Raw genomic sequence first — 12,423 nt, 5'->3', positions numbered from 1 at the left:
GATGAAAGGGTTTGCACGATGGACGGGCAGATGAATGATCTGATGAAACAGATCGGGCTTGCAGCGCGGGACGCGGCGGCAGAGCTGTCTTGCGCCTCGCCGGAACGCAAGCATGCAGCATTGATCGGCGCCGCCGAGGCGATCTGGACCGGGCGTCAGGCGATCCTGGATGAGAACACGCTGGATCTGGACTATGGCACGCAAAAGGGCCTGAGCTCCGCGATGCTGGATCGGCTGACACTGGATGAGCGGCGGATCCGGGGCATGGTGGATGGTCTGCGCGCAATTGCCGAGCAGCGCGATCCGGTCGGGCGGGTGCTGGCGGAATGGGACATGCCCTCTGGGCTGCACATTCAACGGGTGGCCACGCCGTTGGGCGTGGTCGGCGTGATCTACGAGTCGCGCCCGAATGTGACCGCCGATGCCGGGGCCCTGTGCCTGAAGGCCGGGAACGCGGTGATCCTGCGCGGCGGGTCCGAAAGCTTTCATTCCTCGACCGCGATCCATGCCTGCATGGTCGAGGGGTTGCGCGGGGCGGGGCTGCCCGAGGCGTCGATCCAGCTGATCCCGACCCGCGACCGCGAGATGGTCTCGGCCATGCTGCGGGCGGTCGAGCATATCGACGTGATCGTGCCGCGTGGCGGCAAGGGGCTGGTCGGGCTGGTGCAACGCGAGGCGCGGGTGCCGGTGTTTTCGCATCTGGAGGGCATCTGCCACGTCTATGCCGACCGCGACGCCGATCTTGAAAAGGCGCGGCGCGTGGTGCTGAACGCGAAAACCCGGCGGACGGGGATTTGCGGCGCGGCCGAATGTCTGCTGATCGACTGGCAGTTCTATACCAAACACGGCGCGGTGCTGATCGAGGATCTGCTGGCAGCCGGGGTGGAGGTGCGCACCGAAGGCGAATTGCTCAAGGTGCCGGGCACGGTGCGGGCGCAGCCCGATGATTTCGGGCGCGAATTTCTGGACATGATCATCGCGGCAAAGCTGGTCGATGGCGTCGATGAGGCGATTGCCCATATCCGGCGCTATGGATCGAGCCACACCGAAAGCATCCTGACCGAGAATGACGCGACCGCCGAGCGGTTCATGACCCGGCTCGACAGCGCGATTCTGATGCGCAATGCCAGTACCCAGTTTGCCGATGGCGGCGAGTTCGGGATGGGCGGCGAGATCGGCATTGCCACCGGCAAGATGCATGCGCGTGGGCCGGTCGGGGCCGAGCAGCTGTGCAGCTTCAAGTATCTGGTGCGCGGCGACGGCACCTGCCGCGCCTGAGGATGGATCAGTATGACAGGCGCACCGCCGTATCGCCGACCTCTACCGTCAGGCGGCGGTGCTGCCGGGCAATTTCGTCGCGCAGCAGGGCAAAATGCACCTGACCGGGGCCGATGTCGACAGCGGCGGCGGGGTTTGACAGCAGCTCCCACAGGTCCGCGTCAATCCGTAGCCGCCCCGCCTCACCGCGCAGGGTCCAGCGCTGATCGCCCCGGTCAATCGACAGCGTGCCGCCATGGGGCATCGCGCTTTCCAGACAGAGGATCGCGAGAAAGGCGAGCTTGACCTCGCGCCGCGACAGATCAGTGGGGGACTGCCAGTCGATCAGCTGCCGGCCGCCCCGGGTCAGATCGCTGAGGATGCTGACCACCTCGGCCCGGCCGATCCGCTGTTCGCTGGCCCCCGCCGCGCCGAACGCCACGCGGAAAAACCGGATGCGGGCGTTGGCATTGGCGACGCTGTCAACGATCAGCGCCAGTTCGGGGCTGCTGCCCATGCCGTCCATCATCAGCAGCTCTACCCCATTGCCGATGGCGCCGATCGGGCTGATAAGATCGTGGCAGATGCGTGACCCCAGCAGGGCCGTCAGATCGGGCTTGTCAGACATGGGCGACATCCTGAATGGAAAAAGGGGCGAAAGATGAATGCGCTTTTGGAACCGGGCATGATGGTGCGGCACCCTGACCGGCCCGACTGGGGCCTGGGGCAGGTGCAGTCGAACATCGGTGGGCGCATTACCGTCAATTTTGAACACGCTGGCAAGGTGGTGATTGATGGCCGCCAGATCGAACTGTTGCCGATTTTTGGCATGTGAGGGGCTGTGACGGTTCGGCGCGGGTTTCTTTCATCATAATGTTGCCCTGACCGCTCCGGTTGCCGTTGCCACAGATTGCGTCATTGCGGTTGCCTTGTCCCTCCCCTGCTTTTATCCCCATGATCATTAACCGCTGGTTAAGGCGACAGGAGACAGCTCTGTGACGGCAATACAGTCGGAAGACCGTTATGAGGCGCGCCTTGCCACCGGCGAGGCTGACATCGCGGCGGCGCTTCGGTTGCGATACCGGGTGTTTGTCAAGGAACTGGGGGCCGATGGTCCCGGCGTGGACCATACAGCGCAGACCGAGCGGGATGAGTTTGACAGCGTCTTTGATCATCTGGTGCTGGTGGACCGCAGCCTTGATCCGGGGCAGGGCGATCATGTGGTCGGTGTGTACCGCCTGTTGCCCTGTGACCGGATGCGCCGGATCGGCCGGTTTTACTCGGAAACCGAATTCGACCTGACCCTGCTGAAAGCCTCGGGGCGCAAGTTGCTGGAGCTGGGGCGGTCCTGTATCCATGCCGATCATCGGGGCGGCACCGGCATGTTTCACCTGTGGAACGCGCTGGCGCGCTATGTGATTGAACGCGATATCGAGATCCTGTTCGGTGCGGCCAGCTTTCCGGGCACCGATCTGACGGCACTGGCGGCACCCCTGTCGATGCTGCATCACGCACATCTGGCCCCGCCTGCGCTGCGGGTGCGCGCGCTTGGTGACGGGCTGAGCCAGTTGCACCTGCTGCCTGCTGCAGAGGTCAACCGCCGCGCCGCTCTGGCCGCGACCCCGGCGCTGATCAAGGCCTATCTGCGGCTGGGGGGCTTTGTCGGCGAAGGCGTGTTTGTCGATCATGCGTTCAACACCACCGATGTCTGTCTGGTGATGGATACGCATCAGATGAGCCAGAAGCACAAGGATTTCTACATCCGCAAGGGCGAAGCGGTATGACCTGGTACGGCGATCCGCCGCCCACGGCCTCGCTGACCCTGCCGGGCTGGGTCCGCGTTGCCTTGCGCGGGGCGGCTCTGGGCTGCGTGACCTATGGCGGACTGGTGCTTTTGCTGCTGCTGCGCTGCGTGGAGCGCCCATTGTTCGGGCTGAACCGGCCGTGGACCCCGCGCATCACCCAAGGTGTCTGCCGCGCGGCGCTGCGGATCATGGGGATCGGGCTGTCGGTGCGGGGCACGCCGATGCAGCATCGCGGCGCGATGGTGGCCAACCATGCCTCGTGGCTGGATATTTTTGCGCTGAACGCCTGTGCGCCGGTCTATTTCGTGGCGAAATCCGAGGTGTCGGGCTGGGCGGGCATCGGCTGGCTGGCGCGCGCGACCGGCACGCTGTTCATCACCCGCAAAGGCACCGAGGCCAGACGCCAGCAGCAGCAACTTGAAGACCGCCTGCGCGCCGGTCACCGGCTGTTGTTCTTTCCCGAAGGCACCTCGACCGACAGCCAGCGGGTTTTGCCCTTTAAATCAACGCTGTTCGCCGCGTTCTTCACCCATGGGCTGGAAACGGTGCTGCACATTCAGCCGGTCACCGTGGCCTATCGCGCCCCCGCAGGAACCGATCCGCGGTTTTATGGCTGGTGGGGCGACATGACCTTTGCCGGGCATCTGCTTGCGGTGCTGTCTTCGCCAAAGCAGGGCAGCGTCGAGGTGGTGTTTCATGCGCAGGTGCCGGTGGATGCCTATGCCAACCGCAAAGACCTTGCACAGTATTGCGAGCGGGTCATTGCGACCAGCCATCCCGGTCCGGAACGGCCCGCCCGCCCGTGACCGCAGGGCTCAGCCCAGCGGGGCCAGCAGGGCTTTCAGCGCGGCCAGCGGTTCGTCGGCACCCCAGATCTCTGGCCCGATGCCAAAGAAATCGGTGACCGGGCCAAAGCGTTCGACCAGTTCGACCGTCAGCGCGCCTTCGGCAATCACCGGCACTTCGATCATTTCCGACCACCATTCGAACAGGTCGAAATCGGCCTGCGTGCCCTGACCCAGGGCTGAGTCGCCAATCGCGCCAAAGGCCACATAATCCGCGCCGCCTTCGCCCGCGCTGATGCCCTCATGCCGGGTGGTGCCGCAATAGGCCCCGACAATCGCCTCGGCCCCCAGATCCTTGCGGGCCTTGCGCACGTTTCGCGCGCCGTCGGTCAGGTGAACCCCGTCAAGGCCCAGCCGTTCGACCAGCAGCAGATGGTTTTCGATCACCACCGCCACGTCGCGGGCATGGGCCACCTCGCGCAGCACGTCACCGGCGCGCAGCAGGTTGTCTTCTTCGCGGCTGGCCAGCGCGATGCGCAGGCAGGCCACGTCCATCGCGTCCAGCACAGAGGCCAGACGGGTGGGGAAGACATCAAGATCAAAGCTGGGCGGTGTGATCAGGGTGATTTGCGGGCGGTCTTCGGCGGCCATGGCGGGTCCTCGCAGCGGGTTTTGGCTGGCTTACCAGCCTTTTTGCGGCTTGACCATGTCTTGCCCGCGCGGGGGAGCTGGCGTAACAGGCCTGTAAAACCTGGGGTGCCACGCATGATCGAACCTGCCTTCATCCTCGTCCGCCCGCAGATGGGCGAGAATATCGGCGCGGCCGCGCGGGCGATGCTGAACTTCGGCCTGACCCGGATGCGTCTGGTGGCCCCGCGTGACGGCTGGCCCAATCCCAAGGCGGTGGCGATGGCCTCGGGCGCGGGGCGGGTGCTGGATCAGGCCGGGCTGTTCCCGGATGTGGCAGCGGCCATCGGCGATTGCGACTATGTCTTTGCCACAACCGCGCGGGGGCGCGAACTGGTCAAGCCGATTGTCACGCCGGAGCGGGCGATGGAGATGGCCCGCGCGATGGCGGCCGAGGGCAAGAAGGTGGGCGTGCTGTTCGGACCCGAGCGGGCGGGGCTGGAGAATGACGATGTGGCGCTGGCCAATGCCATCGTCACGGTGCCGGTGAACCCCGACTTCCCCAGCCTGAACCTGGGGCAATGCGCGCTCTTGATGGGCTATGAATGGCGGCGGCAGACGGCGGTGGTGGCACCGGAGGTGATGGAACTGGCCCGTACCGAGTTTGCCAGCCGGGTTGACGTTGAGAAACTGGGCGACCACTTTGAAGAGCGGCTGGAGGCGGCGGGGTTTTTCTTTCCCGAGACCAAGGCCGCCAACATGCGGCTGAATCTGCGAAACATGTGGGCCCGGCTGAACCTGACCCGGGCCGAGGTGCAGACCTTTCACGGCATGCTGCGCCAGATTGCCTACCGCCTGCGCCAGCAGGGGGAGTGAGGGCTTCCCGCTGTGTTACAGGTGCGGGTTATGTTTGATTTCAAAGACTTGACCCTGTGAGATTCACGAAGTTTTAACACTTCTCGTTGCGTTGACTGAACAAGGAGATCCCGATGGCTGGCACCGACTTCAGCAACTGGCAAAAGGAAAAGGCTGTTCAGGCGCTGGTCGATGAGGCGCAGGCGGTGGCCGACCGGCTGGCGGGCGGCAAGCCGCATGCAGTGGAACAGCACGCCGCCGCCGCGCAGTTCTGGGCGCAGGTGCATCTGGCGCAGGGGCAGGATCTGACCAAGCTGGCCACATGGAAAGCGGCGGAGGTGCAACGCTTTGTCCGCGCGAGCCAGACGAAAATCGCCGCCCTGCGCAAGACGCGCGACTATGTGAGCAGCGACGGGCTGGCCGCCTGGCTGCACACCGCGCGGGCGGTGCAGGAGCCGCGCATCACGCCCGCGGTGCGCGAGATCTGGACGCATCTGTCGGCGGCAGGGCAGAATGTGGAGGCAATGCTGGCGGATCTGCTGGAGGACGGGGGGATGGCGGTGGCGGAGGGGCGGTTGGTGCCGGAGGGGTTTGGCGAACCCTCCTGACGCTGCGCCTGCGGCCGGCCCCGGGGGCCAGCCCCCGGACCCCCGGAGTATTTGGGAAAGCTGCAATTGGGAAGGGGTTGGGGGATAGCCGGGCCTTACGGCGGGGGGCGGGTGCTGTGGGTGACAGGGGGTTGAGTGGTGGGAGGAAGCGGAGGTTCAACAGCTTGACGTGCCCTGCTCCATCGTTAGGGTTGAAAAATGAGCATGCATTACTGTCTGCCGGATGAGTTCGAGACCGCCCGCTACCACCTCCGCCGCGTGAAGGCGGATGATGCAGAGATCATTTTCGACAGCTACGCCACCGATACAGAGGTCACGCGCTTTCTTGGCTGGAAGCCCCATCGACGCCTTGCAGACACGTCCGCGTTCTTGGAAATAGCGGCGGCGGAATGGGATATCGGTAGCGGCTTTCCCGTCGTTGCTTTTGACCGCATAAGCGGCGGCTTCATCGGAATGTTTCACCCCAAACTGATCGGCCATAGGGTGAACTACGGCTATGTTTTGCAGAGATCCATGTGGGGAAGGGGCTGCGCAACAGAGGTGATGAGGTGGCTTGTGCAACATGCTCTCGCTCACCCCGAGATTCACCGGACCGAGGCTTTCTGTGATGTGGATCATCCGGCGTCGGCCCGAGTGATGGAGAAAGCGGGTATGGAGCGTGAAGGCACCCTACGGAGCTATTTCCGACACCCCAACATCTCCGAAGCGCCCCGCGATTGCGTCATCTACTCCAAGGTCCGGTAAGGGTTCTTTGCGTATATTAAGGCATCTATGCGCTTTGGAGAGGAAAACAGGGCCGCGCCCGACCTCGGGATGGCGCGGTGACGCTGGTTCTAGGCGCTTTTTGGTTCAGCATCTCCCACCGGAGGTCCAGGCGCAAACGTTGCAAAGCGCCCTCCCGGGGGAGGTTCCCTGTCGGCGATTGGGAAGAACAATCGCCTGTCGGGCTGTGGGGCTCGGCCCGGGCCGCTTCGTGGCTGTTCCGGGCCACGGGAAGAGAAGAGCGGAAAAGAATAGGGGGAGGGTGGGTCGTTCTGCGCGCTTGCGCGCAGGTTGACCCACCGGCTGCGATGCCATGGCCGTGCCCCGCCCCATCGCCGCACCCCCCTTGAAGCTACTGAGGCCGCAGCCTAGTCTCTCGGCCAGCAAGGTATGAGGCGGGTATGGCGGGCAAGCGCAGCATTTTCGAAGAGGTGGGCAGCGCGGGGGCGGCCCCGAAGGCGCAGGGCGGGTTGATCGACACCCGGCCCATGGGCGCGCGGGGCGCGATCCGGGGTTGGCTGATCGTGCTGTTCCTGATGGTGATGGCGATGATCGTGGTGGGGGGCCTCACGCGGCTGACCGACTCGGGGCTGTCGATCACCGAATGGCGGCCTGTGACCGGGGCCTTGCCGCCGATGACTGAGGCCGACTGGCTGGTGGAATTCGACAAGTACCGCGCCAGCCCGCAGTATCAGCTGATGAATGCCGGCATGGAGCTGTCGGCGTTCAAGGTGATTTACTGGTGGGAATGGGGCCATCGGCAGCTTGGCCGGGCCGTGGGTCTGGTCTGGGGGATCGGGTTTCTGTTTTTCTGGGCGACCTCGCGCATTCCGCCGGGCTGGACCGGGCGGCTGGTGCTCATCGGCGCTTTGGGCGGGCTGCAGGGGGCGATTGGCTGGTGGATGGTGGCCTCGGGCCTGACCGGGGCGATGACCTCGGTGGCGTCGTACCGGCTGGCCACCCATCTGGGGCTGGCCTTTGTGATCCTTGGCTTCATTGGCTGGTATATATTCTTGCTGGGCCGCTCGGAGGCGGCGCTGTTGCAGGCGCGCCGCGCGCGGGAGGGCAAGCTGTTCGGGCTGTCGACCGGGCTGATGCATTTTGCGTTTCTGCAGATATTGCTCGGGGCCCTGGTGGCCGGGATTGATGCGGGCCGCGCGTTTCCGACCTGGCCGGACATGAACGGCGCGTTCTTTCCGGCGGATGCGTTTTATGTCTCCGACGGGCAGGGCGGGGCCTTGCCCATCTGGCATGCGTTTTTCGAGAACCCGGGGCTGGTGCAGTTCATGCACCGGATGGCGGGGTATGGGCTCTTTGCCTTTGGCGTGGTGGTCTGTCTGCGCGGGCGCAAGTCGGCGCACGGGGCCACGCGCTTTGCCTTTCATATGGTGATGCTGATGATGCTGGCGCAGGTCGGGCTGGGCATCATGGCGGTGCTGACATCGGCGCAGTTGCATGTGGCGATCACCCATCAGCTGGGTGCGGTTCTTTTGTGGGTGCTGATCCTGCGCGCCCGTTATCTGTCACAATACCCGCTGGCCGGGTCAATCCGGAGGGGCACGGCATGAGTGCGAACAACATGGCCTATGCCGATCTGATGGCGTTTCAGCGCGAGACCGAGGCTTTGGGTCAGGTCGCGGGGCGGCTGGGCTGGGATCAGGAGACGATGATGCCGCGCGGCGCGGCCGAGCAGCGGTCCGAGGAGATGTCGGCGCTGGAGGGGGTGCTGCATGCGCGGCGCACCGATCCGCGGATCGCGGAGTGGCTGGCGCAGGCGGAGGCGGCGGATGCGGTGGCCGATCCAGTTGCTGCGGCCAATCTGCGCCACATCCGGCGGTCCTATGCGCGGCAGGTCAAGGTGCCGGGGCCGCTGGCGCAGGCCTTGGCGCGGGTGACCAGCCGGGCGCAGGGGATCTGGGCGGAGGCGCGGTCGCGCGATGATGTGGCGGCGTTTCTGCCGATCCTGGCCGAGGTGATCCAGCTGCGGCGCGAAGAGGCGGCCTGCCTCGCGCAGGGCGGTGATCTGTATGACGCGTTGATCGACGATTACGAGCCGGGCGCGACGGCGGCCAGCTTGGGCGCGATGTTTGATGCGATGCGGCCCCGGCTGGTCGCGTTGCGGTCGGCGGTGCTGGGGGCGGCGTATCAGCCGGCAAAGCTGGAGGGGTCGTTCGGGCAGGACGCGCAGATGCGCATGGCGCGCGATCTGGCCACCGCCTTCGGCTATGACTGGGAGCGCGGGCGGCTGGATCTGGCTGTGCATCCGTTCAGCTCCGGTTCCGGCGATGATGCGCGGATCACCACGCGGGTGGTGGAAAGTGATCCGTTCAATTGCTTTTACTCGACCATCCATGAGGTGGGCCATGCCTGCTATGAGCTGGGGATTGACCCCGATTACCGGCTGACCCCGCTGGGGGCGGGGGTGAGCATGGGTGTGCATGAAAGCCAGAGCCGGATCTATGAAAACCAGCTCGGGCGCGGGCGGGCCTTTACCGGCTGGATGTTCGGCCAGATGCAGACCCGGTTTGACGGCTTTGGCCTGACCGATGCCGATGCATTCTACGGCGCGGTCAACCGGGTGCAGTCGGGGTTCATAAGGACCGAGGCCGACGAGGTGCATTACAACCTGCATGTGATGATGCGCTTTGATCTGGAACGCGCGCTGATCCGGGGCGATCTGGCGGTGGGCGATCTGGAGGCAACGTGGAATGACCGCTTTGCCGCCGATTTCGGCGTGGCGGTGCCGCGCGCCTCGCAGGGGATGCTGCAGGATGTGCATTGGTCCTGCGGTCTGTTCGGCTATTTCCCAACCTATACGCTGGGCAATGTCTATGCCGGCTGCCTGAATGTCGCTTTGCGTCAGGCGGTGCCGGATATTGATGACCATCTGGCGCGCGGAGATGCGCGGGCGGCGACCGCATGGCTGCGCGAGAACGTGCAGCGGCATGGCGGGCTCTATGAGCCGCGCGAGGTGGTGCGGCTGGCTTGCGGGTTCGAGCCCAGCGAGGGGCCGCTGCTTGACTATCTGGAGGCCAAGTTCAAAGCCCTGTACCGGCTGTAACCTGACCGGGGCGTTGAACGCCGCGCGCGCCCCGCGTACGACCCAGGCGGTTGCAGGTCCTGTTGCCGCCGCTTTCATCTTGGCAAAAATACTCCCGCCGGAGGCGTCCGCCGGTGCCACAGCGGCCTTCGCCGCAGGTCGGTGACTCCCTGCGGCGCCCCCCCCACCCCATCCCTCCCCCACAAGGGGGGAGGGGGCCGCCTTGCGCCTCGGGGCCGGGCAAAGCGGAGAGGGCGGCGGGGCGCAACCGGTGTGCCAGGCGCGCCCCTCCCCTTGTGGGAGGGGATGGGGGAGGGGGCGGCGTTTGGCCAGCAGGCTGGTTTGCCCAGATGGTCTGCACAATGGGGGCTGCGGGGTGACAACAGACGGGGAGGGGCGACATGACACTGGTGATGGATACGGCCGCGCTGCAGGCGTTTCTGCAGCGCGATTTCGGGCAGGTGGCCGAGGACTTCACGGTGGAGCAGGCGGATGCGAGCGGCGTGACGCTGCGGCTGCGGGTGGCTGCGCGGCATTTGCGGCCCGGCGGTACGGTGTCGGGGCCGGCGATGTTTGGCCTTGCCGATGTGGCGATGTATCTGGCGATCCTGAGCCGGATCGGGCCGGTCGCGCTGGCGGTGACCACGAATTGTGCGATGGATTTCATGCGCAAGCCACAGGCCGGGGTTGACCTGCTGGGCCGTGCGCGGGTGCTGAAGCTGGGGCGCAGGCTGGCGGTAGGAGATGTGCTGCTGTTTTCCGAAGGCGGGTCAGAGCCGGTGGCGCGAGCGGGGCTGACCTATGCGATCCCGGCAGCCTGACCCGGCACCGCAGGCACCAAAGCAAAACGGCCCCCGCAAGCGGAGGCCGTTTTCAAAGCTGAGAGCGCGGTCAGGCCTTGTGTCTGGCAAAGCGCCCTTCGACCTGCGCCCCGCTTTCGATGATCAGGGTGCGGTAGGTAACATCTGCCGCCACCTTGGCGGCGGCGCGCAGGGTAAAGCTGTCGGCGCTGATCTGGCCATCGACCTTGCCGCGCACTTCGACGGTTTCGGCGGTGATGGTGCCGTTCATCCGGCCCTCTGCCCCGACGGACAGACTGCGGGCGGTGACGTTTCCGTCAATGTCGCCCAGCATCTCGATATCGCCAACCGACGAAATCTCGCCGGTGATTTTCAGGTCGCTGGCAAAGACCGATCTGGTGTTTGAGGGGCGTGCGGGGGGGGCACCACCCGGTGGGGCTGTCTGGTCTGAGGTCTTGTTGAACATGATCCGTCCGTTACTGGCTTTGCCTGATAAGGGCGTATGGCGGCGGATCGGTCAAGGGGCGGGCGGCCCAAGGGTGGCAAACGGGCGCGCATTGGCCGGTATGATGTCGCGTGCGGACCTGACAGAGGGGGGCAGGGGTGGTTTGATCGCGGAAAAGTTCAGACAGAAGGGCTGCCATATCATGACACAGGACCCGTTTTTCGTGCCGGTTTCCGGTTTCGAGTTGCCACGATTCGCCGGGGTGGCCAGTTTCATGCGGCTGCCGGTGGTGACGCCGGAGCATCCGCGCTTTGCCGATGTGCAGATCGGGCTGATCGGTGCGCCCTGGGATGGCGGCACCACCAACCGCCCCGGCCCGCGCCATGGGCCGCGTGCATTGCGGGATGCCTCGACCATGATCCGCGCCGAAAATGCCGCCACGCGCGTGCGCCCGTTCGAGGCGGTGCGCTGTGCCGATCTGGGCGATGTCGGTCCGAACCCGGCCGATCTGATGGACTCTCTGGCGCGGATGGAGGCTTTCTATAGCCAAGTGCGCGCGGCGGGGATCGTGCCCCTGACCGCCGGGGGCGATCATCTGTGCAGCCTGCCGATCCTGCGGGCGCTGGCCAAGGATCGGCCCGAAAGCCCGAAGGGTCTGGGGATGATCCATTTCGACAGCCATACCGATCTGTTCCACAGCTACTTCAACGGCACGATGTATACCCATGGCACCCCGTTCCGCCGCGCCGTGGAAGAGGGGCTGCTTGACCCGCTTCGCGTGACCATGATCGGCATCCGGGGCACGGCCTATGACCGGGAGGACCGGGACTTTGCCGATGCTGTGGGGATAAGGGTAATCGCGATTGAAGAGTTCCATGCCCGCGGCGTGTCCGATGTGATGGCCGAGGCGCGTGCGCGCGCAGGGCAGGGCGAGACCTATATCTCGTATGACATCGACTTCATCGACCCGGCCTATGCCCCCGGCACCGGCACGCCCGAAGTGGGCGGCCCCAACAGCTTTCAGGCGCTGCAGGTGGTGCGCGAGCTGGCGGGCGTGCGGATCGTGGGGGCGGATGTGGTCGAGGTCTCGCCGCCGTTCGATCTGAACGGGGCGACGGCCTATCTGGGGGCGTCGGTGATGTTCGAGCTGCTCTGTGTGATGGCGGGGGCGGTTCTGGCGGCGGAGTGAGTCGCCCCGGAGTCGGCACAGATTCGGCGCGAAGGGGCAGGAATCGGGACCCAGATTCGGGGGCGGGGCACCAAAATGCAGTCCTGTCCCGGTCTGCGGCGCGGGCAGGGTGCAGAAAGTTTGCGCGTTTGGGTCAAGGAAACAAAGGGTATCTCGGAAAAACGACGGTTGTGTGAAGATTTCCTCTTGCAGGTTTTTTGTGGTGGGCCTAAACACCGCCTTACCGAAGCGGCGGGGACGTGGAAACGCG

General features: G+C 65.4%; 14 protein-coding genes. 11 read left to right on the top strand and 3 right to left on the bottom strand.

Translation table 11 applies throughout. The features are described 5' to 3' along the window. Positions 1-18: 18 nt before the first annotated feature. A complete protein-coding gene (locus tag J2X53_RS18505; protein ID WP_349038984.1) occupies positions 19-1,278 on the top strand; it encodes a glutamate-5-semialdehyde dehydrogenase in 1,260 nt (419 codons plus the stop codon). A 7-nt stretch (positions 1,279-1,285) separates the two neighbouring features. On the opposite strand, the gene J2X53_RS18500 is transcribed toward J2X53_RS18505, so the two are convergent. Further along, positions 1,286-1,885, bottom strand: coding sequence for a histidine phosphotransferase family protein (locus J2X53_RS18500; RefSeq protein ID WP_349038983.1), 600 nt, complete (start codon positions 1,883-1,885; stop codon positions 1,286-1,288). Between the two features lie 33 nt (positions 1,886-1,918). Between J2X53_RS18500 and J2X53_RS18495 the strand changes: the two genes are divergently transcribed. The 3 genes from J2X53_RS18495 (at position 1,919) to J2X53_RS18485 (ending at position 3,868) form a co-directional block, all read left to right on the top strand. Beyond that, positions 1,919-2,092 (top strand): DUF3553 domain-containing protein, encoded by a 174-nt coding sequence (locus tag J2X53_RS18495; RefSeq protein ID WP_349038982.1) that lies wholly within the window; start codon positions 1,919-1,921, stop codon positions 2,090-2,092. A 169-nt stretch (positions 2,093-2,261) separates the two neighbouring features. Next, positions 2,262-3,041: a GNAT family N-acyltransferase gene (locus tag J2X53_RS18490; RefSeq protein ID WP_349039045.1), complete on the top strand. Its 780-nt coding sequence runs from the start codon at positions 2,262-2,264 to the stop codon at positions 3,039-3,041. After that, positions 3,038-3,868 carry a lysophospholipid acyltransferase family protein gene (locus J2X53_RS18485; RefSeq protein WP_349038981.1) on the top strand — a complete coding sequence of 277 codons (831 nt, stop codon included), beginning with the start codon at positions 3,038-3,040 and terminating at the stop codon, positions 3,866-3,868. The genes J2X53_RS18490 and J2X53_RS18485 overlap by 4 nt, the downstream gene beginning before the upstream one ends. Positions 3,869-3,877: 9 nt before the next feature. Here J2X53_RS18485 and J2X53_RS18480 read toward each other — a convergent pair whose 3' ends face one another. After that, positions 3,878-4,498, bottom strand: coding sequence for a thiamine phosphate synthase (locus J2X53_RS18480; protein ID WP_349038980.1), 621 nt, complete (start codon positions 4,496-4,498; stop codon positions 3,878-3,880). Between the two features lie 114 nt (positions 4,499-4,612). Between J2X53_RS18480 and J2X53_RS18475 the strand changes: the two genes are divergently transcribed. The 6 genes from J2X53_RS18475 (at position 4,613) to J2X53_RS18450 (ending at position 10,560) form a co-directional block, all read left to right on the top strand. Then, positions 4,613-5,350 (top strand): RNA methyltransferase, encoded by a 738-nt coding sequence (locus J2X53_RS18475; protein WP_349038979.1) that lies wholly within the window; start codon positions 4,613-4,615, stop codon positions 5,348-5,350. A 113-nt stretch (positions 5,351-5,463) separates the two neighbouring features. Continuing rightward, positions 5,464-5,937, top strand: coding sequence for a hypothetical protein (locus J2X53_RS18470; protein WP_349038978.1), 474 nt, complete (start codon positions 5,464-5,466; stop codon positions 5,935-5,937). 198 nt (positions 5,938-6,135) lie between these two features. Beyond that, on the top strand, positions 6,136-6,681 hold the full coding sequence (locus tag J2X53_RS18465; RefSeq protein WP_349038977.1) for a GNAT family protein: 546 nt from the start codon (positions 6,136-6,138) through the stop codon (positions 6,679-6,681). 419 nt (positions 6,682-7,100) lie between these two features. Next, complete coding sequence (gene ctaA / locus J2X53_RS18460; RefSeq protein ID WP_349038976.1) at positions 7,101-8,267, top strand: heme A synthase; 1,167 nt, start codon at positions 7,101-7,103, stop codon at positions 8,265-8,267. Next, positions 8,264-9,760 (top strand): carboxypeptidase M32, encoded by a 1,497-nt coding sequence (locus J2X53_RS18455; RefSeq protein WP_349038975.1) that lies wholly within the window; start codon positions 8,264-8,266, stop codon positions 9,758-9,760. Before ctaA ends, J2X53_RS18455 begins: the two co-directional genes overlap by 4 nt. A gap of 380 nt (positions 9,761-10,140) precedes the next feature. Next, entirely contained in the window at positions 10,141-10,560 is a 420-nt protein-coding gene (locus tag J2X53_RS18450; RefSeq protein WP_349038974.1) for a PaaI family thioesterase, read from the top strand. 70 nt (positions 10,561-10,630) lie between these two features. Here J2X53_RS18450 and J2X53_RS18445 read toward each other — a convergent pair whose 3' ends face one another. Continuing rightward, positions 10,631-11,005 (bottom strand): polymer-forming cytoskeletal protein, encoded by a 375-nt coding sequence (locus J2X53_RS18445; protein WP_118149980.1) that lies wholly within the window; start codon positions 11,003-11,005, stop codon positions 10,631-10,633. Positions 11,006-11,186: 181 nt separating this feature from the next. Between J2X53_RS18445 and J2X53_RS18440 the strand changes: the two genes are divergently transcribed. Then, positions 11,187-12,173, top strand: coding sequence for an agmatinase (locus J2X53_RS18440; protein WP_349038973.1), 987 nt, complete (start codon positions 11,187-11,189; stop codon positions 12,171-12,173). Positions 12,174-12,423 lie beyond the last annotated feature (250 nt).

Origin of the sequence: Pseudotabrizicola sp. 4114, from assembly GCF_031457365.1 — a bacterium.
GTDB lineage: Bacteria > Pseudomonadota > Alphaproteobacteria > Rhodobacterales > Rhodobacteraceae > Pseudotabrizicola.
The sequence above is the reverse complement of the archived record's forward strand: the minus strand, read 5'-3'. Positions and strand labels throughout refer to the sequence as shown.